24 protein-coding genes are annotated in these 23,961 nt (G+C 71.1%); 6 read left to right on the top strand and 18 right to left on the bottom strand.

The annotated features are described in order from the left end of the window. Positions 1 to 23: 23 nt before the first annotated feature. From ACIP4Y_RS35010 to ACIP4Y_RS34995, 4 genes are all read right to left on the bottom strand, one after another. Positions 24 to 332 (bottom strand): hypothetical protein, encoded by a 309-nt coding sequence (locus tag ACIP4Y_RS35010; RefSeq protein ID WP_401400200.1) that lies wholly within the window; start codon positions 330 to 332, stop codon positions 24 to 26. Between the two features lie 660 nt (positions 333 to 992). Beyond that, complete coding sequence (locus ACIP4Y_RS35005; RefSeq protein WP_014145516.1) at positions 993 to 1,196, bottom strand: cold-shock protein; 204 nt, start codon at positions 1,194 to 1,196, stop codon at positions 993 to 995. 365 nt (positions 1,197 to 1,561) lie between these two features. After that, a complete protein-coding gene (locus ACIP4Y_RS35000) occupies positions 1,562 to 2,890 on the bottom strand; it encodes a class I SAM-dependent RNA methyltransferase (RefSeq protein ID WP_401400157.1) in 1,329 nt (442 codons plus the stop codon). An 88-nt stretch (positions 2,891 to 2,978) separates the two neighbouring features. Then, positions 2,979 to 5,027, bottom strand: coding sequence for an APC family permease (locus ACIP4Y_RS34995; RefSeq protein WP_401400154.1), 2,049 nt, complete (start codon positions 5,025 to 5,027; stop codon positions 2,979 to 2,981). Positions 5,028 to 5,398: 371 nt separating this feature from the next. Here ACIP4Y_RS34995 and ACIP4Y_RS34990 point away from each other — a divergent pair, with 371 nt between their 5' ends. Together ACIP4Y_RS34990 and ACIP4Y_RS34985 are read left to right on the top strand one after the other, a co-directional pair. After that, the gene (locus ACIP4Y_RS34990; protein ID WP_358644973.1) at positions 5,399 to 6,070 is read left to right on the top strand and encodes a TrkA family potassium uptake protein; all 672 of its coding nucleotides are present in this window, start codon (positions 5,399 to 5,401) and stop codon (positions 6,068 to 6,070) included. Further along, positions 6,070 to 6,738 carry a TrkA family potassium uptake protein gene (locus ACIP4Y_RS34985; RefSeq protein WP_189305043.1) on the top strand — a complete coding sequence of 223 codons (669 nt, stop codon included), beginning with the start codon at positions 6,070 to 6,072 and terminating at the stop codon, positions 6,736 to 6,738. Before ACIP4Y_RS34990 ends, ACIP4Y_RS34985 begins: the two co-directional genes overlap by 1 nt. A 63-nt stretch (positions 6,739 to 6,801) precedes the next feature. On the opposite strand, the gene ACIP4Y_RS34980 is transcribed toward ACIP4Y_RS34985, so the two are convergent. The 8 genes from ACIP4Y_RS34980 to ACIP4Y_RS34945 form a co-directional block, all read right to left on the bottom strand. Next, on the bottom strand, positions 6,802 to 7,569 hold the full coding sequence (locus ACIP4Y_RS34980) for a DUF3159 domain-containing protein (protein WP_358644975.1): 768 nt from the start codon (positions 7,567 to 7,569) through the stop codon (positions 6,802 to 6,804). 3 nt (positions 7,570 to 7,572) lie between these two features. Further along, entirely contained in the window at positions 7,573 to 7,971 is a 399-nt protein-coding gene (locus ACIP4Y_RS34975) for an OB-fold nucleic acid binding domain-containing protein (protein ID WP_078629620.1), read from the bottom strand. Between the two features lie 62 nt (positions 7,972 to 8,033). Beyond that, positions 8,034 to 8,720 carry a response regulator gene (locus tag ACIP4Y_RS34970; protein ID WP_401400149.1) on the bottom strand — a complete coding sequence of 229 codons (687 nt, stop codon included), beginning with the start codon at positions 8,718 to 8,720 and terminating at the stop codon, positions 8,034 to 8,036. Beyond that, positions 8,717 to 11,272, bottom strand: coding sequence for an ATP-binding protein (locus ACIP4Y_RS34965; RefSeq protein WP_401400146.1), 2,556 nt, complete (start codon positions 11,270 to 11,272; stop codon positions 8,717 to 8,719). Before ACIP4Y_RS34965 ends, ACIP4Y_RS34970 begins: the two co-directional genes overlap by 4 nt. A 137-nt stretch (positions 11,273 to 11,409) precedes the next feature. Then, on the bottom strand, positions 11,410 to 12,102 hold the full coding sequence (locus tag ACIP4Y_RS34960; RefSeq protein ID WP_401400143.1) for an ABC transporter ATP-binding protein: 693 nt from the start codon (positions 12,100 to 12,102) through the stop codon (positions 11,410 to 11,412). Positions 12,103 to 12,299: 197 nt separating this feature from the next. Next, positions 12,300 to 13,058, bottom strand: a complete 759-nt coding sequence (locus tag ACIP4Y_RS34955; RefSeq protein WP_401400141.1) for a DUF3710 domain-containing protein — start codon at positions 13,056 to 13,058, stop codon at positions 12,300 to 12,302. A gap of 1 nt (position 13,059) precedes the next feature. Further along, positions 13,060 to 13,611, bottom strand: a complete 552-nt coding sequence (dut, locus tag ACIP4Y_RS34950) for a dUTP diphosphatase (RefSeq protein WP_358644983.1) — start codon at positions 13,609 to 13,611, stop codon at positions 13,060 to 13,062. Then, on the bottom strand, positions 13,608 to 14,192 hold the full coding sequence (locus ACIP4Y_RS34945; protein ID WP_358644985.1) for a PaaI family thioesterase: 585 nt from the start codon (positions 14,190 to 14,192) through the stop codon (positions 13,608 to 13,610). Before ACIP4Y_RS34945 ends, dut begins: the two co-directional genes overlap by 4 nt. Before the next feature lie 58 nt (positions 14,193 to 14,250). Between ACIP4Y_RS34945 and ACIP4Y_RS34940 the strand changes: the two genes are divergently transcribed. Continuing rightward, positions 14,251 to 14,715: a DUF3093 domain-containing protein gene (locus ACIP4Y_RS34940; protein WP_358644987.1), complete on the top strand. Its 465-nt coding sequence runs from the start codon at positions 14,251 to 14,253 to the stop codon at positions 14,713 to 14,715. A 7-nt stretch (positions 14,716 to 14,722) separates the two neighbouring features. Here ACIP4Y_RS34940 and ACIP4Y_RS34935 read toward each other — a convergent pair whose 3' ends face one another. From ACIP4Y_RS34935 to ACIP4Y_RS34920, 4 genes are all read right to left on the bottom strand, one after another. After that, a complete protein-coding gene (locus tag ACIP4Y_RS34935) occupies positions 14,723 to 15,628 on the bottom strand; it encodes a hypothetical protein (RefSeq protein ID WP_401400137.1) in 906 nt (301 codons plus the stop codon). A 13-nt stretch (positions 15,629 to 15,641) separates the two neighbouring features. Continuing rightward, positions 15,642 to 15,938 (bottom strand): DUF4193 domain-containing protein, encoded by a 297-nt coding sequence (locus ACIP4Y_RS34930; RefSeq protein ID WP_003997302.1) that lies wholly within the window; start codon positions 15,936 to 15,938, stop codon positions 15,642 to 15,644. Between the two features lie 392 nt (positions 15,939 to 16,330). Beyond that, positions 16,331 to 17,587 carry a sensor histidine kinase gene (locus tag ACIP4Y_RS34925; RefSeq protein WP_401400135.1) on the bottom strand — a complete coding sequence of 419 codons (1,257 nt, stop codon included), beginning with the start codon at positions 17,585 to 17,587 and terminating at the stop codon, positions 16,331 to 16,333. Positions 17,588 to 17,593: 6 nt separating this feature from the next. Further along, positions 17,594 to 18,247, bottom strand: coding sequence for a response regulator transcription factor (locus ACIP4Y_RS34920; protein ID WP_007387794.1), 654 nt, complete (start codon positions 18,245 to 18,247; stop codon positions 17,594 to 17,596). Between the two features lie 412 nt (positions 18,248 to 18,659). Here ACIP4Y_RS34920 and ACIP4Y_RS34915 point away from each other — a divergent pair, with 412 nt between their 5' ends. Beyond that, on the top strand, positions 18,660 to 18,833 hold the full coding sequence (locus ACIP4Y_RS34915) for a hypothetical protein (protein ID WP_165951500.1): 174 nt from the start codon (positions 18,660 to 18,662) through the stop codon (positions 18,831 to 18,833). A gap of 77 nt (positions 18,834 to 18,910) precedes the next feature. Here the strand turns inward: ACIP4Y_RS34915 and ACIP4Y_RS34910 are convergent, their stop codons facing one another. Beyond that, positions 18,911 to 19,726, bottom strand: a complete 816-nt coding sequence (locus ACIP4Y_RS34910) for an inositol monophosphatase family protein (protein WP_358644995.1) — start codon at positions 19,724 to 19,726, stop codon at positions 18,911 to 18,913. 8 nt (positions 19,727 to 19,734) lie between these two features. Then, entirely contained in the window at positions 19,735 to 20,862 is a 1,128-nt protein-coding gene (locus tag ACIP4Y_RS34905; RefSeq protein WP_401400131.1) for a ferrochelatase, read from the bottom strand. 172 nt (positions 20,863 to 21,034) lie between these two features. Between ACIP4Y_RS34905 and ACIP4Y_RS34900 the strand changes: the two genes are divergently transcribed. Together ACIP4Y_RS34900 and ACIP4Y_RS34895 are read left to right on the top strand one after the other, a co-directional pair. Beyond that, positions 21,035 to 22,273: an MFS transporter gene (locus ACIP4Y_RS34900; RefSeq protein ID WP_401400128.1), complete on the top strand. Its 1,239-nt coding sequence runs from the start codon at positions 21,035 to 21,037 to the stop codon at positions 22,271 to 22,273. After that, positions 22,233 to 23,552, top strand: coding sequence for a D-arabinono-1,4-lactone oxidase (locus ACIP4Y_RS34895; protein WP_401400125.1), 1,320 nt, complete (start codon positions 22,233 to 22,235; stop codon positions 23,550 to 23,552). Before ACIP4Y_RS34900 ends, ACIP4Y_RS34895 begins: the two co-directional genes overlap by 41 nt. Positions 23,553 to 23,961 lie beyond the last annotated feature (409 nt).

Genomic DNA, 23,961 nt, shown 5'->3' with positions numbered 1-23,961 from the left:
AAGCCGGGTGAGGTGAGGGCGGTTCAGCGGGAGAGGGCGAGGACGCCCCGAGCGTTGCTGTGTTCGTCGGCCACGGGCGGCTCCCCGAGCCGGCGGCAGTGCATCGCGCGTTCGACTTCCGCCCTCGTGGTCAGCGGCGAGGCGAAGGGCCCGATGACGTCGGCGATGTCACGCAGGCGGATCCGGTCCGTGCATCCGGAGCCGTCACGAACGGCCGTGAGCCGGGCCCGGGTGACCAGGCCGGTGCACATCCCGTCCTCGTCGCAGACGAGCAGTGGATGAGCCAGCGGCTGCCTGGCCTCGGCGCGCCGCCCGGCCGTACGGGCCGGCAGCGCCAGCCCGAAGGCGAGGGTCTTGCCGGAGCCGGTGCGGCCACTACGTCCCGGCCGGCGAGGGAGTTCACGCCTTGCGAGCCGAGCGCGCCCAGCAGTGCCCCGAGCATGTCGAGATCGGCGAAGCCCTCTGCGGCGGGAAGCGCGCGAGTGATCGTCCTCGGCAGCGCGAACTCCCCCTGGACCGCGGCGGGACTGCGGCCGTAACCACCGGAACGGCTCGGCCCACCGGAGCGGTTCCTGGCCGACGAACCGAATCGGCTGGCGCCCCTGCCGGAGTCGGTACTGCCGTCACGGGGGCGGGCGAAGCGGTCGTTCGTGCGTGTGCGGTTCATGGGGAACCTTCCTCGATGCGGCACATATCAAGGAATTCCCGCAGCGATCAGCAGCACAGAGAATTGCCAGCATGGACCGGTGAAATGGGAAAACAGATCTCACAGGAGCTGGGATGAGCGGCTTGAAGCGGACGCAGTGTTCGGGCGTCCGCCGCGATGAAGCTATAAGGGATGCGTGCACCCCTGAAGGATGCTCCGTATGCGGTGAGCCTACGGGTTTCCTGGTTGTCGGTCCGCAGGCGAAACCACTGCGGGAATATGCGAGTAGCTGGGGCCCGCGCCCCGAAGGACGCGGGCCCCAGCTACAAGTACGCGACAGGCAGCGTCAGGCGAGAACGATGTTCTCGGCCGTCGGGCCCTTCTGGCCCTGCGCGATGTCGAAGGTCACCTTCTGGCCCTCCAGCAGCTCACGGAAGCCCTGGGCGGCGATGTTCGAGTAGTGGGCGAACACATCAGCGCCGCCACCGTCCTGCTCGATGAAGCCGAAGCCCTTTTCCGCGTTGAACCACTTCACGGTACCAGCAGCCATGTCATTTCTCCTTTGGGGCAGTGCATCGGGATCCGCACTGCGCGGACCCCGTGTCGCCGCAATGATCACCCCGCCCGGAAAAAGAACCGGATAACAAAAGCGCGTTTCGGGAACCACAACTGCAACTGACACCGACAGTAGCACGCCGCAGCGCCCTGTGTGCGGTAAAGAATCCCACTCCACTTAATGCGGCAGAGAATCTGTCTGCCTGTTCCGTTGAAATCTCAGCTCGCGGGCACAGATATTGACCCTGCCAAGCGTCACGGCCCGTCTCCGGCGCACGCGCAGGAGCGGCCATAGGGAAGACCATCAAGGACATGTCGACGCGGCCGACCGGGATCCTGGGCAATCAGGAAAACAGCAGGTCAGAGTCCCTTTTCAGCAGGCTCCAAAATCGCCACGCACTCCACATGATGCGTCATCGGAAACAGATCGAACGCCCGAAGCGTCCGCACCCGGTACCCGCCCTCCCGGAAGTACCCCAGGTCCCGGGCCAGCGCGGCGGGGTCGCAGGCGACGTAGGCGATGCGGCGGGCGCCGAGGGAGGCGAGGTGGGCGACCGTGTTGCGGCCGGCGCCTGCCCTCGGGGGGTCGAGGACGATGAGGTCGACCTCGGTGATGCCGGTGCGCGGCAGGACGGACTCGACCTTGCCCTGCTCGATGCGGACCCGCGGGAAGTCGGCCAGGTTGTGCCGCGCGTCCTCCACGGCCCGCTTGGCGGACTCGATGCCGAGGACCGCGCCCTGCTCGCCGAGGCGGTCGGCGAGGGCGCCGGCGAAGAGGCCGACGCCGCAGTAGAGGTCGAGGGCCATCTCGCCCTTGCGGGGCAGGAGGCCCTGCATCACCGCCGTGACGAGCGTGTCGGCCGCCTTCGGGTGGACCTGCCAGAAGCCGCCGCTGCCGACCCGGTAGGTGTGGTCGTCGGCGCGCTCGCGCACGAACGCGCGGCCGTGGACGCGGTGGACGCCACCGTCCCGCTCGTCGACGCGCATGACGGAGACGGGCCTGTCGAGCTCGACGAGGGGCAGCCGGGCGCCGGGGCGCGGCTCCAGGATCACCATGCGGTCCTGGGACCCCGTCGCGGCGATCGCGTCGACGGAGGCCATGCCGGTCCAGTCCCGCTTCTCGATGCCCAGCTCGCTCACGCCCGCCGCCGCGATCATGCAGTGGTCGATGCGCTCGACCTCGTGGGAGCGGTGCCGGCGCAGACCGGCGTGGCCCTCGGCGTCGACGGCGTACTGGACGCGGGTGCGCCACTGCGGAACCTGGCCGGCGGGCAGCTTGTCGCCCTCGGCCGGCACCACCGTGCCGTCCCAGCCGGCCTCCTCGGGGGTGAGGCCGGCGAGCCGCTGGAGCTGCTCGGCGATGACGTCGGCCTTGAGCCGGCGCTGGGCGCCCGGCTTGGCGTGCTGCCAGTCGCAGCCGCCGCAGCGGCCGGGGCCGGCGAAGGGGCAGGGGGCCTCGATGCGGTCCTTGGACGCCTCCAGGATCCGTACGGCGTCCGCGCGCAGGAAGCGGGCGCCTTCCTCCCCCTCGGTCACCCGGGCCACCACCCGCTCGCCGGGCAGCGTGTGCCGGACGAACAGCACCTGCCCCTCGGCCGTACGGGCGATGCAGTGGCCGCCGTGGGCGACGGGGCCGACCTCGACCTCGTACTCCTCCCCCACCAGCGACTTCTTCGGTTCTGCGGGCATGGTGGGGTGACTCCAGATCGGCAGCGGGGACGGCCCGCACCGGCGGGCCCGACAACAGCCCACCAGTCTACGGCCTCCCCGCCGCGCCTCAGTCCTTGGCCGAAGGCTCCTTCGGCCGCTCCACCGCCGGACCGCGACGGACCGCACCGGGTGCGTTCCACTCCTGCCGCCTGCGGGCCCGCAGCTTGGCCGCCTCGGACGACTGCAGCTGGTACGGCACCGAGGTCACCATGACACCCGGTGTGAACAGCAGGCGGCCCTTCAGGCGCAGGGCGCTCTGGTTGTGCAGCAGGTGCTCGTACCAGTGGCCGACCACGTACTCGGGGATGATCACGGAGACCGCGTCGCGCGGGGACTCCTTGCGCAGGCCCTTGACGTACTCGATGATCGGCCGGGTGATCTCGCGGTACGGCGAGTCCAGGACCTTCAGCGGCACGTCGATCCCGCGCCGCTCCCACTCCTCGCGCAGCGCCTTGGTCTCGGCCGGGTCGACGTTGACGGTGAGCGCCTCCAGGGTGTCCGAGCGCATCAGCTTGGCGTAGGCCAGGGCGCGCAGCGTGGGACGGTGGATCTTGGAGATCAGGACGACCGAGTGCACGCGGGACGGGCGGACCATGTCGTCGCTCGGGCCCTCGGGCGCGGCGATCTCGTCGGCGACCCGGTCGTAGTGCTTCCGGATCGCGGTCATCGTCGCGTAGAAGATGCACATGCCGAGCAGGGCCACCCAGGCGCCGTGCGTGAACTTGGTGACGAGGACGACGACGAGCACCAGGCCGGTGAAGAAGGCGCCGAACGCGTTGATCGCGCGGGAGCGGATCATGTGGCTGCGCTTGGCCGGGTCCTTCTCGAGTGCGAGGTGGCGGTTCCAGTGCCGGACCATGCCCGTCTGACTGAGCGTGAAGGACACGAACACACCGACGATGTACAGCTGGATCAGCCGGGTGGAGTCCGCGCCGTAGATGAACACCAGCAGCATCGCGGCGCCCGCGAGCAGCACGATGCCGTTGGAGAAGGCGAGCCGGTCGCCGCGGGTGTGCAGCTGGCGCGGCAGGTAGCGGTCCTGGGCGAGGATCGAGCCGAGCAGCGGGAAGCCGTTGTAGGCCGTGTTGGCGGCCAGGAACAGCACCAGCGCGGTGGCGGCGGCGAGCAGGACGAACAGGAAGCTGCCCTTGCCGAAGACCGCCTCGGCGACCTGGGAGATCACCGGGTTCTGGACGTAGCCGGAGCCGAGCGGGACGCCGTTCCGCAGCAGGTCGCTGGCCGGGTGCTCGGCCATGCGGACCTTGGTGACCATGGCGAGCGCGATGATGCCGCAGAACATGGTGACGGCCAGCAGGCCCATCATCGCGAGGGTGGTCGCCGCGTTCTTCGACTTGGGCTTGCGGAAGGCCGGGACGCCGTTGGAGATCGCCTCGACGCCGGTGAGGGCCGCACAGCCGGAGGAGAAGGCGCGCAGCAGCAGGAAGACCAGCGCGAAGCCGGCGAGGCCCTGGTGTTCGGCCTTGATGTGGTAGCCGGCCGTCGGGGCGCGCATGGTGTCGCCGAGGACCACTCCGCGGAAGGCGCCCCACGCGATCATGATGAAGACGCCGCCGACGAAGACGTACGTCGGGATCGCGAAGAGCTTGCCGGACTCCTTCACGCCCCGCAGGTTCATCAGCGTCAGCAGCACGATCACGGCGGCCGCGCAGAACACCTTGTGCTCGACCACGAAGGGGATCGCGGAGCCGAGGTTCTCGATACCGGAGGAGATGGAAACGGCGACGGTCAGGACGTAGTCGACGAGCAGCGCACTGGCCACGGTGAGGCCGGCCTTGGGGCCGAGGTTGGTGGTCGCGACCTCGTAGTCGCCGCCACCGCTCGGATAGGCGTGCACGTTCTGCCGGTAGGAGGCGACCACCGTGAACATCAGCACGACGACCGCGACGGCGATCCAGGGGCTGAAGTGGTACGCCGACACGCCCGCGATGGACAGAACCAGCAGGACCTCCCCCGGCGCGTAGGCGACGGAGGACAGCGGGTCGGAGGCGAAGACGGGGAGTGCGATGCGCTTCGGCAGGAGCGTTTCCCCCAGCCGGTCACTGCGCAGTGCGCGCCCGATCAGGATCCGTTTGGGCACGTCGGTCAGTTTGGACACGAGAGAGGATCGTAAGCCTTCGAACTGGCACCCGCCCACCCGGCGTGCTGGATATGCCTCCCGAGTGAAATCAAGGGCGCATGGAACTGCGGAATCGGTGGTCCGTGTGCCCCCCGTGCCTAGATGGCAAACCCCGCCTGTCATCGCACTTCGGAGGTTCCATGCCCGCGACCGCGGAGCTGATCGGGGCGCTGCTCGCCCTCGGCGGCCTCGGAATCCTGACCCTGTGCAGCGTGCGCAGCATCACTCGCCGGCGCCTGCGACCGGCCCCGGCACGGGGGTGCCCGCCGCGTGGCGCCCGTGTGTAGCTTTGGGCGTCGGTCTGAGACCCTGATGCTGAGCAGTAACTTTTGGACACCGGAAGGACGGTCGTGCACATCGTCATCATGGGCTGCGGGAGAGTGGGTTCCGCTCTCGCCCAGACCCTGGAGCAACAGGGCCACACGGTCGCCGTGATCGACCAGGACCCCACCGCCTTCCGCCGGCTGGGCCCGGGATTCGGGGGCCGCCGGGTCACCGGCGTCGGTTTCGACCAGGACACCCTGCGCGAGGCGGGCATCGAGGAGGCCGGCGCCTTCGCCGCGGTCTCCAGCGGGGACAACTCCAACATCATCTCCGCGCGCGTGGCGCGCGAGATGTTCGGTGTGGAGAACGTGGCCGCCCGCATCTACGACCCGCGCCGCGCCGAGGTCTACCAGCGCCTGGGTATCCCGACGGTGGCCACGGTCCGCTGGACCGCCGACCAGATGCTGCGCCGGCTGCTGCCCTCCGGGGCCGAGCCGCTGTGGCGCGACCCCACCGGCGGGGTGCAGCTCGCCGAGGTGCACGCCTCCGCGAAGTGGGTGGGCCACAAGATCAGCAAGCTGCAGGAGGAGACGGGCGTCCGGGTGGCGTTCCTGACCCGCCTGGGCGAGGCGATCCTGCCCACCTCTCAGACGGTGCTGCAGGAGGGCGACCTCGTGCACGTGATGATGCGTACGGACGACGTGGACAAGGTCGAGGCGGCGTTCGCCGGTGGCCCGGAAGAGGAGGGCGGTCACTGATGAGGGTCGCCATTGCCGGGGCCGGTGCGGTCGGCCGCTCGATCGCGGGCGAGCTGCTGGAGAACGGCCACGAGGTCCTGCTGATCGACAAGGCGCCGACCGCCATCTCGGTCGAGCGCGTCCCGCAGGCGGAGTGGCTGCTCGCCGACGCCTGCGAGATCACCTCCCTGGACGAGGCGGCGCTGCAGCGCTGCAACGTCGTGATCGCCGCGACCGGCGACGACAAGGTGAACCTGGTCGTCTCGCTGCTCGCCAAGACGGAGTACGGCGTCCCGCGCGTCGTCGCCCGCGTCAACAACCCCAAGAACGAGTGGCTGTTCAACGAGGCCTGGGGCGTGGACGTCGCCGTCTCCACCCCGCGCCTGATGTCCGCCCTGGTCGAGGAGGCGGTGAGCGTCGGCGACCTGGTCCGGCTGCTCCGCTTCAGCCACGGCGACGCCAACCTCGTCGAGCTGACCCTGCCGGAGGAGTCGGCCCTGGCCGGCACCCAGGTCGGCGACGTGGAGTGGCCCGAGGACACCTCCCTGGTCACGATCATCCGCGGCACCCGTGTGCTGACGCCCTCCAAGGAGGACTCCCTGGAGCCGGGCGACGAGCTGCTGTTCGTGGCCGCGCAGGCCCGGGAGGAGCAGCTGGAGGATCTGCTGTCGGTGCGGCGCGAGGACTGACCGTACGAGAGAAGGGCGCCCTTGCTGCCAGGGGCGCCCTTTCCGCGTCGTACGGCGGACCGCTCACGCCTCCCGGCGGTGCCGTCCCCCGGTCGCCTCGCCGCTCTCCGCGGCCTGCGCGGCCTGGCGCTCCTTCTCGGCCTTCTCCTCGGCCTCAAGCTCCGCGAACACGTCGATCGGCGCAGGCGCCTTCGCCAGGAAGACCCAGGTCAGCCAGACCGCCAGCAGGAACGGCGGGATCTTCAGGGTGACCAGGACCCAGCCGAGCTGCGCGGTGTCGGCCCACCAGTACAGCGGGAAGAGGATCGCGCACTTGGCGAGCAGGATCAGGCCCCAGGCCCAGCTGGCCTTGGCGTAGGCCTTCTTGCGGCCGGGGTTGCGGGTGCGCCAGGAGAGGTTCTCCTTGAAGATCGGGCCGAGGATCAGGCCGATCAGGGGTACGCCCGCCAGGGTCGTGATGATGTAGGCCAGCGCCATGCCCAGCGTGTAGAGCATGCCGGGGAGGTAGAAGTCCTTGGCGTTGCCGGTGAACATCGCGAACACCACGCCGAAGACCACGCCGAAGACACCGCTGAAGGCGTGCTTGACGGTGTCCTTCATGGCCAGCCGGACCACGACCAGCACCAGGGAGACCGCCAGCGCGGCGATCGCGGACAGGTGCAGGTCCTTGTTGACCGTGAAGATCGTGACGAAGAGCAGGCCCGGCAGGACCGTCTCGACCATGCCGCGGACCCCGCCGAAGGCCTCGAACAGCGCCGCCTCGGTCACCGCGCGGGCGTCGTCGGGCTGAGTCTGGTCGGTGTCTTCGGTCGGCTTGTCGAGGGACGTCACCGGCTACTCCCGTCCGAGGGGTCGCAGTTCGTATTTCGGGTTGAACAGCACCCGGCGGCCCCGGCTCATCGAGATCCGGCCCGATGCGATCAGCTTGCGCCCCGGTTCTATGCCCACGATGGAACGCCTGCCGAGCCACACCACGTCCAGCGCGGCCGAGCCGTCGAACAGCTCGGCCTCCAGGGCCGGGACTCCGGCGCGCGGACGCAGGGTGACCGTGCGCAAGGTACCAGTAACGGTGACGATCTGCCGGTCGTGACAGTCGCCGATCTTCGTGCAGCCTGCCGTCTCGGCGTCTTCGCGCAGCTCCTCGGACTCCAGGTCCTCCTGCGACGAGGAGAGCCGGTCGAGCATGCGCCGGAACCGGCCGGCCGGCTTTTCGGAACGAGGAACAGCAGTCATATCTGAAGCGTACCGGGGACCGTCGGCAGGACCGTAAGCCCGCTGGTCCCGGGCCGACGGCCCTACTTCTCGAACCGGTAGCCCATCCCCGGTTCGGTGATGAAGTGCTGCGGGTGCGAGGGGTCCGACTCCAGCTTGCGCCGCAGCTGGGCCATGTACACCCGCAGGTAGTTGGTCTCGGTCCCGTACGACGGCCCCCACACCTCCTGCAGCAGCTGCTTCTGTCCGACCAGCCGGCCGGTGTTGCGGACGAGCACCTCCAGCAGGTGCCACTCGGTCGGGGTGAGCCGCACGTCCTTGCCGCCACGGTTGACCTTCTTGGCGGCGAGGTCGACGGTGAAGCCCGCGGTCTCGACGGTCGTCAGGTCGTCCTCGCCCGGCCCGGCCGGCTCGGCCCGGCGGACCGCGGCCCGCAGCCGGGCCAGCAGCTCGTCCATGCCGAACGGCTTGGTCACGTAGTCGTCGGCGCCCGCGTCCAGCGCCTGGACCTTCTCGTCGGAGGAGTGGCGGGCGGACAGCACCAGGATCGGCACCCGGGTCCAGCAGCGCAGGCCCTTGATCACCTCTACGCCGTCCATGTCGGGCAGACCCAGGTCGAGAACGACCACGTCGGGGTGGCGGGAGGCGGCGAGTTCGAGCGCGGTCGTGCCGTCGGGGGCCGCGTCGACCTCGTACGTGCGCGCCTTGAGGTTGATCACGAGGGCGCGCACGATCTGCGGCTCGTCGTCGACCACGAGCACCCGGGTCATAGGGTCTGCCTTTCTGGTTCTGCGATGCCTGCCCCGGCGGGAAGGGGCTCGGGGCGTGATCCGGCCGCTCGGAGGGTCAGCACCATGGTGAGGCCGCCCCCCGGCGTGTCCTCCGCGGTGAGGGTGCCGCCCATGGCCTCGGCGAAGCCCCGGGCGACGGCGAGGCCGAGCCCGACGCCGACACCGCGCGGAGCGTCACCGTACCGCTGGAAGGGCTCGAAGATACGATCCTTCGCCTCGTCCGGCACGCCCGGTCCGCGGTCCACCACCCGCACCTCGACCCGGTCGGCGATGGCGCTCGCGGCCACCAGGACGCGCCGCCCGCGCGGGCTGTACTTGACGGCGTTCTCCACCAGGTTGGCCACCGACCGCTCCAGCAGCCCGGGGTCGACGGCGGCCATCGGCAGCGTCTCGGGCACGTCCAGCTCGACGCTGTTCTCGGGTACACCACCCAGCGCCATCGGTACGACCTCGTCCACGTCGATCTCCCGGATCAGCGGCGTGACCGTACCGGTCTGGAGACGGGACATGTCGAGCAGGTTGCCGACGAGGTGGTCGAGCCGGTCGGCGCCCTCCTCGATGCCCTCCAGCAGCTCCGCCTGGTCCTCCTCGGACCAGGCGACGTCGTCGGAGCGCAGGGACGACACGGCGGCCTTGATGCCGGCCAGCGGAGTGCGCAGGTCGTGGCTGACGGCGGCCAGCAGGGCGGTGCGGATGCGGTTGCCCTCGGCGAGCGCGCGCGCCCGGTCGGCCTCCTCCTGGAGCCTCCTGCGGTCCAGCACGACGGCGGCCTGGGCGGCGAACGCGGCCAGCACCCGGCGGTCCTCGGCGGGCAGCACCCGGCCGGTGAGCGCGAGCGCCATGTGGTCGCCGACCGGCATGTCGACGTCGGCGTCCTCCGGGCGCTCCAGCGGCGGCCCGCAGCCGGCGCGGCCCGCGCAGGTCCAGGGCGCCACGTCGCTCTCGCGTTCCAGCAGGGCGGCCGACTCCATGGCGAAGGTCTCGCGGACCCGTTCCAGCAGCTCCTCCAGGCTGGTCTCGCCGCGCAGCACGTTCCCCGCGAGGAAGGACAGGATCTCGGACTCGGCGCGCAGCCGGGCGGCCTGGTGGGTGCGCCGGGCGGCGAGGTCGACCACCGAGGCGACCGCCATGCCGACCCCGAAGAAGATCGCGATGGCGACGATGTTCCTGGGATCGGCGACGGTCAGCCGGTGCAGCGGCGGGGTGTAGAAGTAGTTCAGCAGCAGCGAGCCGAAGGCCGCCGAGGCCAGCGCGGGCAGCAGACCGCCGAGCAGGGCCGCGGCGACCGTGACGGCCAGGAAGAGCAGCATGTCGTTGGCGAGGCCCAGGTCGACGCCGTTCAGCAGCACCGCGAGGACCGCGGGTCCGGTCAGGCCGACCGCCCAGCCCCAGACGATCCGGGCCCGCCCGAGCCGGCCGCCGCGGGCCACGGGCAGCCCGCGGCCCTTGGCGACCTCCTCGTGGGTGACGATGTGCACGTCCAGGTCGGGGCCGGAGTCCCGGGCCACCGTGGCGCCGACGCCGGGCCCGAAGACGTACTGCCAGGCCTTGCGGCGCGAGGAGCCGAGCACGATCTGGGTGGCGTTCACCCCGCGCGCGAAGTCCAGCAGGGCGGCCGGGATGTCGTCGCCGACCACGTGGTGGAAGGTGCCGCCGAGGTCCTCGACCAGGGTGCGCTGGACGGCCAGCTCCTTCGGGGAGGCCGAGGTCAGCCCGTCGCTGCGGGCGATGTAGACGGCGAGGACCTCGCCGCCGGCGCCCTTCTCGGCGAGCCGCGCGGCGCGCCGGATCAGGGTGCGCCCCTCGGGACCGCCGGTCAGGCCGACCACGATCCGCTCCCGGGAGCCCCATATCTTCGACACCCGGTGCTCGCTGCGGTACGCGTTCAGGTACTCGTCGACCCGGTCGGCCACCCACAACAGCGCCAGCTCGCGCAGGGCGGTGAGGTTGCCGGGGCGGAAGTAGTTGGACAGGGCCGCGTCGACCTTGTCCGGCTGGTAGATGTTGCCGTGCGCCATGCGGCGGCGCAGGGCCTGCGGGGACATGTCGACCAGCTCGATCTGGTCGGCCCGGCGGACGACCTCGTCGGGGACGGTCTCGCGCTGGCGCACCCCGGTGATCGATTCCACGACGTCGCCGAGTGACTCCAGGTGCTGGATGTTGACCGTGGAGACCACGTCGATGCCGGCGGCGAGCAGCTCCTCGACGTCCTGCCAGCGCTTGACGTTGCGGGAACCGGGGACGTTGGTGTGGGCCAGCTCGTCCACGAGGGCGACGGCGGGCGCCCGGCGCAGCACGGCGTCGACGTCCATCTCGCCGAAGGCGGCCCCCCGGTGCTCCAGCTGCCGGCGCGGCACCTGCTCCAGGCCGTGCAGCAGCACCTCGGTGCGCGGCCGGCCGTAATGCTCCACCCACGCGACCACGCAGTCGGTGCCCCGCTCCACCCGGCGGTGCGCCTCGGCGAGCATGGCGTAGGTCTTGCCCACGCCCGGCGCCGCGCCGAGGTAGATCCGAAGCTTGCCGCGTGCCATGGCCCCATTGTCTTCCCGTGCCTTGTTGCCTGCGCAGCGTCGACCTTACGGCCGGCGGCACACGGCGATCGGGACAGGAGTGCGAGCAGCGGGCAACTTTGACGCAACCCTGATGGGCAGCGCGGGCGTGCAGGGGCTCAGTGCTCGGTGATCTCCCCGTCGCACAGCTCCAGCACCCGGTCGGCCAGGTCCAGCAGGGTCGCGTCGTGGGTGGCGACCAGGGCGGTGACCTGCTCGCTGTGGACGACGGCCCGCAGCAGCTCCATGACGGCGTGCCCGGTCTCGGCGTCGAGCTGGCCGGTCGGCTCGTCGGCGATGAGCAGCGCCGGCCGGTTGGCGAGGGCCCGGGCGATGGCCACCCGCTGCTGCTGGCCGCCGGACAACTCCCCCGGCCGCTGCGCTGCGTGCCCGGCGAGCCCCACGAGGGACAGCAGCAGCTCGACCCGCTCCTCCCGCTCGCGCGGCTCGGCACGGCGCAGCCGCAGCGGTACGCCGACGTTCTCGGCCGCGCTCAGGATCGGGATCAGCCCGAAGGACTGGAAGACGAATCCGACCCGGTCCCGCCGCAGCCGCAGCAGTTCGCTCTCCCCGAGCCGCGCGAGATCCCGGCCCTCCACCTCGACCCGGCCCCGGTCGGGCGTGTCGAGCCCGCCGACGATGTTCAGCAGGGTGGTCTTGCCGGACCCCGACCGCCCCTTGAGAGCGACGAGTTCCCCCCGCGGCACCTCGAAGGACACCCCGCGCAGCGCGTGCACGGCAGCGGCCCCCGCCCCGTAGGACCTGTGCACGCCCTCGACCCGCACCATGGTCTCGGTGACCACGTCGCTCATGTCCCCTCCCCCAGTCGACCGCGCATCAGTATCACCGGTCAGGGTCGCGCCCGTAAGGGGCGCGGGGAACTGCGTGAGCAACCACGGAAGACCCGCAGCCGGCAACGGCCAGGCACCTCCAACGGCGCGCCCGTCCCGCGCGCGAGAACGGGCCGCACCCCCTGAGGGGCACGGCCCGTGTATCGCTGCTGAAGCCGTCAGCGGACCTCGGTGATTTCGGGCCCCCGCTGCAACTGCCCCATCCCACCGGAGAAGCGCGAACTCTCCTCCTGCTGGACCCCCTCGGGGACCATCTGCGCGTCGTTGGGCAGCTTGAGGACGATCGGGTCGCGCGGGGCCATCGGACCCTCGCCGCGGACCACGACGGTGTCCCGGAAGATCTGCTCCAGCAGCCCGGCCGCCTGCGGCTGCACCGCGCCCTGGCCGGAGATCACACCGCGCAGGAACCAGCGCGGACCGTCCACGCCGACGAACCGTACGACCTGGAAACCGCCGGTGCCGTCGGGCAGCTGCACCGGCACCTGGGCGCGCAGCTCCCACCCGAGCGGGCCCTCGACCTCGTCGACGATGCCACCCTGCTGGGTGATGCCGGACGCGATCTCCTCGCGGACCTCGCCCCAGATGCCCTCGCGCTTGGGCGCGGCGAAGGCCTGGAGCTGGATGGCGCTGTCGCGCAGCACGACGGTCGCGGCGACGATCGCGTCGCCGGCGACCTCGACCCGCAGCTCCATGCCGTCGACGCCCGGCACGAACAGACCGCCGAGGTCCACGCGGCCCTCGGCCGGGTCGCGCACCTCGCTGCTGTCCCACGGACCGTCGGGCCGGGGCCCGGGCTCCAGCCGGACGCGCTCGCGCTCGGCCTCCTCGTCCGCCTCGGTGTCGACGCTGTCGACGACCTGCTCGGCCTCGCCGGCCGCGTCCTCGGCGGCACCCTTCTTCTTGCGACGTCCGAACACGTCACTGTCCTTCCCGGTCGGATACGACCGCAGCGTATCGATTCCCACCCGTCGGACCGCCCTCGGCGGCCTGACCGCTTGTGCCGCTCTCGCCGCCCACCGCGGCATGGCCGCCGGTGGACCCGAAGCCCCCTTCGGCCCGCGCCGAGCCGGGAAGCTCCGCGACCTCCTGGAAGCGGACCCTCTCGACCTGCTGGACGACCAGTTGGGCAATCCGGTCGAAGCGCTCGAACCGCACGCTCTCGCGAGGGTCGAGATTCACCACGATCACCTTGATCTCCCCACGGTACCCGGCATCAACCGTCCCCGGGGCATTCACGAGGGCGACACCGCAGCGGGCGGCGAGGCCGGAACGCGGATGCACAAAGGCCGCGTACCCCTCGGGCAGGGCGATCGACACCCCCGTGGGCAGGACGGCCCGCTCGCCGGGCTTCAGCTCGCACGCCTCGGTGGTGCGCAGATCGGCTCCGGCGTCCCCGGGATGCTCGTACGCCGGAAGCGGTACGTCCGGGTCAACGCGCCGGATCAGCACGTTCAGCGGGTCACGGCTCACGGGTTCACCTCGAAGGCGCGGACGCGCCGGCTCTGGTCGGGGTCGCTCATGGCGGCCTGGATCTCTTCCTTGCGGCCGTGGTCGATGAAGTGGTCGACCTTGACCTCGATGAAGAGGGCGTCGGCGCGCACGGCGAGCGGCCCGTCGGGGCCGCCGAGGCGCCCGGTGGCGGTGGAGTAGATCTTCCGTCCGGCGACGGCCGTGACCTCGGCCTCCAGATACAGCGTGGTGCCGACGGGCACGGGCCGTACGAAGTCCGTCTCCAGCCGTCCGGTGACGGCGATGGTCCGCAGCAGCCAGTTCAGCGAGCCGAGGGTCTCGTCCAGGGCCGTGGCGAGCACTCCTCCGTGCGCGAGGCCCGGGGCGCCCTGGTGGGCGGGCTGCACGGTGAACTCGGCGGTCAGCGAGACACCCTCGCCGGCGCGGGCCTCCAGGTGCAGTCCGTGCGGCTGCCCGGGGCCGCACCCGAAACAGTGTTCGTAGTGGGCGCCGAGAAGCTCCCCGGGCGCGGGCGCGTCGGGGTGCCGTACCGGTTTCCCCGCGTCGGCGGGAGGCTGAAGAGCTGCGGAACTACCACTCACAGCCGCAGACCTTACCCGCGCCTCGGACCTCTGCGGATCCCGTGCCAAGCTTGGCTCCATGCAGCTCTCCGCCACCCCCTACGAAGAACGCCTCACCGCCCCGCGCTCGTGGTGGCTGATCAGCTTTCTGGTGGGTGTCTCGTTCGCCCTGATCCTGCTGCCTTTCGGCACCCTGCCGCTGCTCGGCGGCCTGGTCGGCGGTACGGCGGCCGCGGCCGTGGTGGCCAGCGCGTACGGCTCCCCGCGCATCCGGGTCGTGGGCGACTCCCTCATCGCGGGCGAGGCGAAGATCCCGGTCTCGGCGCTGGGCGCGACGGAGGTGCTGGACGCGGAGGAGGCCCGCGCCTGGCGGACGTACAAGGCCGACACCCGTGCCTTCCTGCTGCTGCGCGCCTACATCCCGACGGCGCTGCGGGTGGAGGTCACGGACCCGCAGGACCCGACGCCGTACCTGTACCTGTCGACGCGGGAGCCGGAGCGGCTGGCCGCGGCCATCGAGGCGGCGCGGACGGCGCAGGCCTGAAGCGCGCCTAGAGCTCGTCGGGCAGCTCGAGGGGTTCGGCCGGCTTCTCCAGGGGCGGCAGCTCCGGCAGCGCGTCCCAGGGCACCTGGATCTTGCGCAGGTCGGCCCGGACGCGGCCCGCAAGTCTCCTGGTGTCCCGGCGGTTCATGACCGCCCCGACCGCGGCTCCCACCATGAACGGCATCAGGTTGGGCAGGTCGCGGACCATCCGTTTCATGATCTGCTGGCGCAGTTGGCGCTTCATCCGGCCGCCCAGGGCCGTGTCGTACGTCGACGGCTTCATCACGTCGATCCCGCGCTCCTCCGACCAGGAGGACAGGTACGCGGCGGTGCGCTCCTTGAGGCTGCCCGGCGGGCGGACCCCGTAGACCTCGTGCAGTTCGGCGATCAGTTTCAGCTCGATCGCGGCGACCCCGGTGATCTCGGCGGCCAGCTCGGTCGGCATGGCCGGCGGCACCGGCAGCATCGCCGCCGCTCCGATCCCGGCTCCGACCGTGGAGGTGCCGGCCGCCGCGCCCGCCACCAGTTTGTCGGCGAGTTCCTCGGGTCCGAGCCCGGGGAACTGCCTGCGCAGGGCCGCGAGGTCGCGTACGGGGATGCGCGGGGCCATCTCGATGAGGCGGTCCGCGAGGTACCCCAGCCCCGCGCGGGCCCGGCTGCCGCCCCTGCGGGCGCCTTCCCGGGTCAGTTCCCGGGCCTTCTCACGGATCGCCGCCGCCCGGCGCCGGGCGACGGGGGCGGGGTGGTGTGCCGGCGCCGGCAGCTCGTCCCGGTCGGGCGCCGGCCCGAGCGAGGCTCCCGCTCCGGGTGAGCCCCGCTCGTCGTCACGCGTGCCGTGCGGGCCGTCGTTCGGCCCTTGGTCCGCTTTCCGCAGAGGGAAGCGGCGCTTCCGGGGAGGGGTCGAGCCAGACATGGCCGACCCGTCCTCAGTCGCAGTCGCGGCAGATCGGCTGACCGTTCTTCTCCCGGGCCAGCTGGCTGCGGTGGTGCACCAGGAAGCAGCTCATGCAGGTGAACTCGTCCTGCTGCTTGGGCAGCACCCGGACGGCCAGCTCCTCGTTCGAGAGGTCGGCTCCGGGCAGTTCGAGGCCCTCGGCGGCCTCGAACTCGTCGACGTCCACCGACGAGGTGGACTTGTCGTTCCGCCTGGCCTTCAGCTCTTCAAGGCTGTCCGAGTCGACGTCGTCGTCGGTCTTGCGTGGAGTGTCGTAATCGGTTGCCATATCGCTCTCCCCCTCTGGGTGTCTGCGGTGTCTCCAGCGCACGTAACGCGTGAGAGGCCGGACTTGTGCCCGACCTGAGGCGGAGATTTTGCCTCACATCAAGGTCTGTTACTCAATCGACACCCAACCCGACCCCTCAGGAGTGATCGGCTTGGCTGGCGGTGAGGACCGTACACGGTTCGAATGCCGCACCTCAAAGGCGCCTCACCGTGTACTTCCCGTGATCAAGAGCCCTGAAAACCAGGACTTTCCCGGCTTTCCACCTTCCATCATGATCACTGTGCGTACATGGCCGGAATTCCGCCCATGTGATCGATCACACAGGAAGAACCCCGTCCTACCGTCCAAAAATTCCGCGTAAAGCGAACATCCTCCGCGTGTGTCGTTTTCGGTCACACCGGGAAGGTGACGCGCATCACCAGACCACCGCCCTCCCGGGGCTGGGCCAGGATGTGACCGCCGTGCGCCCGGGCCACGGACCGGACGATCGACAGACCGAGACCCACCCCCTTGTCGCTGCCGGTGCGCTCGGTGCGCAGCCGCCGGAACGGCTCGAAGAGGTTGTCGATCTCGTACGCCGGCACCACCGGTCCCGTGTTCGTGACCGTGAGCACCGCCTGCCCGTGCCGGATCTCGGTGGTCACCTCGACCCAGCCCTTCTCGGGAACGTTGTACCGCACGGCGTTCTGGACGAGGTTCAGCGCGATCCGCTCCAGCAGCACACCGTTGCCCTGCACCACGGCCGGCTTGCGCTCGCCGCGGATCGAGACGCCCTTGGCCTCCGCCTCGGCGTGCACCTGGTCGATGGCCTGCGTGGCGACCTCGGCCAGGTCGACCGGTTTGCGCTCGACGATCTGGTTGTCACTGCGGGCGAGCAGCAGCAACCCCTCGACCAGCTGTTCGCTGCGCTCGTTGGTGGCGAGCAGCGTCTTGCCGAGCTGCTGGAGTTCCACCGGCGCGTTCGGATCCGACAGATGCACTTCGAGGAGCGTTCTGTTGATCGCGAGCGGGGTGCGCAGTTCGTGCGAGGCGTTGCCGACGAAGCGCTGCTGGGCGGTGAAGGCCCGCTCCAGCCGCTCCAGCATGTCGTCGAAGGTGTCCGCCAGCTCCTTCAGCTCGTCGTCCGGGCCGTCCAGCTCGATCCGGCGGGACAGGTCCGAGCCGGCCACCTGGCGGGCGGTGCGGGTGATCCGGCCGAGCGGGGACAGCACGCGGCCGGCCATCGCGTAGCCGAACGCGAAGGCGATCACGGCGAGGCCCAGCAGGGCCAGCAGGGAGCGGCTGAGCAGGTTGTCCAGGGCCCCCTGGCGCTGCTGGTCCACACAGTGGGCGATCGCGTCGTTGAAGTCCGACAGCGGCACCGGGCCGGTGTTGATCGCGGTGACCGCGGGACAGTTGTCGCTGGTGACCTTGATCGCCGAACCACTGACGATCTTGAACAGCGGCTGGTTGCCGGTGCTGATCGCCTGGGCGGCGAGCAGGTAGATGATCGACAGCAGCAGGATGCCGGCGATCAGGAACATGCCGCCGTACAGCAGCGTCAGCCGTATCCGGATGGTCGGGCGCAGCCAGGGGAAGGGGGGCTGCGGCCTCCTCGGGTCCCAGGTGGGCTTCGGGGGTGCCTGGGGCGGGGCGGGTGTCGTGGCCACGGGGGATCAGATCCGGTAGCCGGAGCCGGGGACGGTCACGATGACGGGCGGCTCGCCCAGCTTGCGGCGCAGGGTCATCACCGTCACCCGCACCACGTTGGTGAACGGGTCGGTGTTCTCGTCCCAGGCCTTCTCCAGCAGCTGCTCCGCCGAGACCACGGCCCCCTCGCTGCGCATCAGCACCTCCAGCACCGCGAACTCCTTGGGCGCGAGCTGGACCTCCTTGCCGTCCCGGAAGACCTCGCGGCGGTTGGGGTCGAGCTTGATGCCGGCGCGCTCCAGGACCGGCGGCAGCGGCACGCTGGTGCGGCGGCCGAGGGCGCGCACGCGCGCGATCAGCTCGCTGAAGGCGAACGGCTTGGGCAGGTAGTCGTCGGCGCCGATCTCCAGGCCTTCGACGCGGTCGCTGACGTCTCCGGACGCGGTGAGCATCAGCACGCGCGTGGGCATGCCCAGCTCGACGATCCTGCGGCACACGTCGTCGCCGTGCACCAGCGGGAGGTCGCGGTCGAGGACGACCACGTCGTAGTCGTTGACGCCGATGCGCTCCAGGGCGGCCGCACCGTCGTACACGACGTCGACGGCCATGGCCTCCCGGCGCAGTCCGGTGGCCACCGCATCGGCGAGCAGTTGCTCGTCCTCGACGACGAGTACGCGCACGTCGCTTGTCCTTCCTCATGTCCACCCGCGTAGCGCGCCGTGAGCGCGTGCGGGCAGGGATGTCCGTGGGTGTGACCCCCATCCTGCCCTTTTCGGCCATAAGTCGGCTGTAAGGCGAGGTCCGGGCGGCAGGAAGGGGTTTCCGGGGCGGGAATACGCGAATTTCTCCGCGGGTTGAGGTTTCCACGGAAGGGAGCGGGGGGAGGACGGCTTTACACCCCGCGATCACGCTCTGCATGTGCCGCAGCACCATGCGGTACCCCGCCATCCGCTTCGCAGAGCGGGCGTGGGTGTCCGGCACCGTCGCCGCCCGGCCGGGCAGCGCTGGGCACCTGCGAGAGACGTGATCGCCCCTTCCCTACGGCACACCCCCGTGCCACCCGACCCACGACCCTGGACGAGGGGGCGCAGCATGGACGCTTTCACCGCAGGACTTCTGCAGCGCATAAGGGCGACCGAGACCGACCTGTCGCGGGCTCGTGACGAGGGCGACGACTTCCTCGTCGAGGTGGAGCAGGCAGAGCTCGACGACCTGCGACGCCTCGCCGCCGAACACGGTGTGGAGGTCGGCGCGTCACGCGTCTGATCGGCCCGAAAGCGCAAGAAGGGACCCCGGCGAATCCAGCGCCGGGGTCCCTTTGCGTGCGGCTGCCGGTGTCCCCGTCAGTCGTGCCAGGCGCCGAAGTCCTCCAGCAGCCGCTGGAGGGGCTCGAACACCCCGGGCGTCCCCGCCACGGTCAGGTCCCCCGAGGGGCGCTCTCCGGGCCGCCCACCGGTCAGCGCGCCCGCCTCCCGGGCGATCAGGTCCCCGGCCGCGACGTCCCACGCGTGCAGACCCCGCTCGTAGTACCCGTCGAGCCGGCCGCAGGCCACGTCGCACAGGTCGACCGCCGCCGAGCCGCTGCGCCGGATGTCCCGCAGCAGCGGGACGAGCCGGGCGGCCACCTCGGCCTGGTGGGTGCGGACCTCGGTGACGTAGTTGAATCCGGTGGAGACCAGGGCCTGGTCCAGCGGGGGCGCGGGACGGCAGGCGAGCGCCTGCTCGCCCTCCCACGCGCCGGTCGCCCACGCGCCACCGCCGCGCACGGCGTGGTACGTCTCGCCGCGCATCGGAGCGGCGACCACTCCGACGACGGTCTCGCCGTCCTGTTCGGCCGCGACGGACACCGCCCAGGTGGGCAGTCCGTACAGGTAGTTGACGGTGCCGTCGAGCGGGTCGATCACCCAGCGGATGCCGCTCGTGCCCTCGACGGAGGCGCCCTCCTCGCCGAGGAAGCCGTCGTCCGGGCGCTGTCCGGAGATCAGGTCGGTGATCAGCTTCTCCGCCGCGATGTCCATCTCGGTGACCACGTCGATGGGGCTGGACTTCGTCCTGGCCACGGCCAGGTCGGCGGGACGGCCGTCGCGGAGCAGCTCGCCGGCGCGGCGGGCGGCCTCCTGTGCGAGCGCGAGCAGGTCCCGGTGCAGGGCGTCGGTCACGGGTCTCCTCACGCGTAGGGGCTGTCGGCACCGGCGGCGGCCGGGCGGGGCGCACGGGCGGGGCAGCAGCCGACCGGGCAGAGGTGGTGGCTCGCGCCCAGCGCGCCCAGGGCGCAGGGGGTGACCTCCTGGCCGCGTTCCACGGCGGCGCGCTCGGCGATCAGCTCGCGGACGGCCGCGGCGAACCGCGGGTCGGCGCCCACGGTGGCCGAGCGGCGCACCGGCAGGCCCAGCTCCTCGGCCTTGGCCTTGGCCTCGGTGTCGAGGTCGTAGAGGACCTCCATGTGGTCGGAGACGAAGCCGATGGGGGCCATGACCACGGCGGGCACACCGGCCGCGTGCTGCTCCTCCAGGTGGTCGCAGATGTCGGGCTCCAGCCACGGGATGTGCGGGGCGCCGGAGCGGGACTGGTAGACGAGCCGCCAGGGGTGGTCGACGCCGGTGCGCTCGCGGACGGCGTCGGCGATCAGCCGGGCCACGTCCAGGTGCTGCTCGACGTAGGCGCCGCCCTCGCCGTGGGCCTCGACGGGGCCGGAGGTGTCGGCGGCCGAGGTCGGGATGGAGTGGGTGGTGAAGGCGATGTGGGCGCCCGCGCGGACGTCCTCGGGGAGGTCCTCCAGGGCGCGCAGCACGCCGTCGATCATGGGCTCGACGAAGCCGGGGTGGTTGAAGTAGTGCCGCAGCTTGTCGATCCTCGGCAGCTCCAGGCCCTCGGTCTCCAGGGCGGCCAACGCGTCGGCGAGGTTCTCCCGGTACTGGCGACAGCCCGAGTAGGAGGCGTAGGCGCTGGTGGCGAGGACGAGGATGCGGCGGCGGCCGTCGGCGACCATCTCGCGCAGGGTGTCGGTCAGATACGGCGCCCAGTTGCGGTTGCCCCAGTAGACCGGCAGGTTCAGGCCGTGGTCGGCGAAGTCCTTGCGCAGGGCGTCCAGCAGGGCGCGGTTCTGGTCGTTGATGGGGCTGACCCCGCCGAACAGGAAGTAGTGTTGCCCGACTTCCTTGAGGCGTTCCGTGGGGATGCCGCGCCCGCGCGTGACGTTCTCCAGGAACGGGACCACGTCGTCCGGGCCTTCGGGGCCGCCGAAGGAGAGCAGGAGGAGGGCGTCGTACGGGGTGGCATCGAGCGCGTCTGGCATGAGTCGATCCTGCCACCCGGCACTGACAGCGGGGAATCAGCGGGGCGAAGAGTCGGGTTCCACCCGGTTCGGGGTGGTTTCTTCGGGCGTCGCACCGGGTGCAATGAGGGTGCCCTAACTCGTAAGCTGTATCAGCCGCATTCGCGCCTTACCGAGTCGCTCCGGAGACCACGTGTCCAGCCCCTACAGAGCCCTGTTCGCCGAGCCCGGCACCAAGGCCTTCTCCGCCGCGGGATTCATCGGCCGGATGCCCCTGTCGATGATGGGCATCGGCGTGGTCACGATGGTCTCCCAGCTCACCGGGCGGTACGGGCTCGCGGGCGCCCTGTCGGCCGCCATGGCGCTGTCCGCCGCCGCGGTCGGGCCGCAGATCTCCCGGCTGGTGGACCGGCACGGGCAGCGCCGGGTGCTGCGCCCCGCGACCCTGGTGGCCCTGGTCGCGGCGGGCGGGCTGCTGCTCGCCGCCCACCTCCGGTGGCCGGACTGGGTGCTGTTCGTCTGCGCGGCCGGGATCGGCACGGTGCCGAGCCTGGGCGCGATGATCCGGGCCCGCTGGGCGGCGCTGTACCGGGGCACTCCGAAGCTGCACACCGCCTACTCGTTCGAGTCGGTCGTGGACGAGGTCTGCTTCATCTTCGGGCCGATCATCTCCATCGGCCTGTCCACGGCCTGGTTCCCGGAGGCGGGCCCCCTGCTGGCCGCCTGTTTCCTGGCGGCCGGCGTCTTCTGGCTGACCGCCCAGCGCGCCACCGAGCCCGAGCCGCACCCGCGCGAGCGGCACGGCGGCGGCAGCGCCCTGCGCGCGCGGGGGCTCCAGGTGCTGGTGGCCACCTTCGTGGCGACCGGCGCGATCTTCGGGGCCGTGGACGTGGTCACCGTCGCCTTCGCCGACGAGCGCGGTCACAAGGGCGCCGCCAGCGTGGTCCTGGCGCTGTACGCGGCCGGTTCCTGTGTGGCGGGCGTGGTCTTCGGACTGCTGCGCTTCAGCGGTGCGCCGGAACGCCGCTGGCTGCTGGGCGTGGCGGGGATGGCCGTGAGTATGATCCCCCTCCTACTGGTCGGAAACCTGCCGCTTCTGGCCGTGGCGCTGTTCGTTGCGGGGCTGTCCATCGCACCGACGATGATCACGACGATGTCCCTCATCGAAGAGCACGTACCGCGCGCGCAGCTCACCGAAGGCATGACCTGGGTGAGCACCGGCCTCGCCGTCGGCATCGCGGTCGGCTCCTCCGTGGCCGGCTGGGTGATCGACGCGGCCGGAGCACGGGCCGGGTACGGGGTTCCGGCCGTGTCCGGAGCCGTCGCGGTCGCGGTCGGTTTCCTCGGGTACCGCCGGCTGCGCAGGCCGGCCGCGGGTCGGGGAGGCACCGTTGAGCAGCACAGCGAGCGGGAAGAACGGCACCTGGCGTAACTGGGGCGGGAATGTCTCCGCCCGGCCCGCCCGGCAGGTCGCGCCGGCCTCGGTGGAGGAGCTGGCCGCGGCGGTGCGCCGGGCGCGGGAGGACGGCCTGAGGGTGAAGGCGGTCGGGACCGGGCACTCCTTCACCTCGATCGCCGCCACCGACGGCGTGTTGATACGCCCTCAACTGCTGACCGGCATACGCAGCATCGACCGGGATTCCATGACGGTCACGGTGGAGGCGGGCACCCCGCTCAAGAGACTCAACGCCGCTCTCGCGCGCGAGGGCCTCTCGCTCACCAACATGGGCGACATCATGGAGCAGACCGTCTCGGGGGCCACCAGCACCGGCACGCACGGCACGGGCCGCGCGTCCGCCTCCATCGCCGCGCAGATCAAGGGGCTGGAACTCGTCACGGCCGACGGCTCGCTGCTCACCTGCTCCGAGAAGCAGAACCCGGAGGTGTTCGCCGCGGCCCGCATCGGCCTCGGCGCCCTGGGGATCGTCACCGCGATCACCTTCGCCGTGGAGCCGCTCTTCCTGCTCACCGCGCGCGAGGAACCCATGCCCTTCGAACGGGTCCTCGCCGAGTTCGATCAACTGTGGGCCGAGAACGAGCACTTCGAGTTCTACTGGTTCCCGCACACCGGCAGCACCAACACCAAGCGGAACAACCGCAGCGCCGGCCCCGCACAGCCGGTGGGACAGCTCGCCGGGTGGTTCGAGGACGAGTTCCTCTCCAACGGCGTCTTCCAGGTGGCCCAGTGGGTCGGCCGCGCGGCCCCCGCGACCGTTCCGGCGATCGCGCGGGTCTCCAGCAGGGCCCTGTCCGCGCGCACGTACACGGACATTCCCTACAAGGTCTTCACCTCGCCGCGCCGGGTGCGCTTCGTGGAGATGGAGTACGCCGTCCCGCGGGCGGCCCTGGTGGCGACGCTGCGCGAACTGAAGGCCATGGTCGACCGCTCCGGTCTGCGGGTGAGCTTCCCGGTCGAGGTGCGCACCGCCCCGGCCGACGACATCACCCTGTCCACCGCCTCCGGCCGGGACAGCGCCTACATCGCCGTGCACATGTTCCGGGGCACGTCCTATCAGGCGTACTTCACCGCCGCCGAGCGCATCTTCACGGCGCACGAGGGGCGCCCGCACTGGGGCAAGGTGCACACGCGGGATGCCGAGTACTTCGCCCGGGTGTACCCGCGCTTCGGCGAGTTCACCGCACTGCGGGATCGTCTGGACCCGGATCGGCTGTTCCAGAACGACTACCTGCGGAGGGTGTTGGGGGCGTAGGCCCACGAAACCATTAGTTCCGTTTCTGGTGATTGCGTGAAGTTCGCCACGCGCATGATCGACAAAACCGGTTGCGGAGGGCCAAGTCCCATGCCTTGCCAGAAGTTGGGCGGCGCGCCGATCCACGCAGGTGGCCCGAATGGAGTACTGTTGCGAGCCCTGGGTCCGGTCTCCCACCAGGGTGCCCGCGGCCTTGCAGGACCGCCGGGAGGGGGCTAGTTGCACAGGGTGACGGAGTTGGTCACTTAGCGTTGTGAACAGGTAACCGTGCCATAACGGCGGTCCCGGGCCCGTGCCCGACACGCCGGGCAACTCGGCAAGGTTGTGGCAGGCTGCACCCGGGCAGGCCACACTCGACTAGCGGAAGCAGCGACGCACGTGACGTCGGCAGGCACCACCCGGGAGGTCC

The sequence above is a fragment of the Streptomyces sp. NPDC088810 genome (genome assembly GCF_044750305.1).
Classification (GTDB): domain Bacteria; phylum Actinomycetota; class Actinomycetes; order Streptomycetales; family Streptomycetaceae; genus Streptomyces.
Note: the sequence above shows the minus strand (reverse complement) of the source record. Positions and strands in the feature narration are given on the sequence as shown.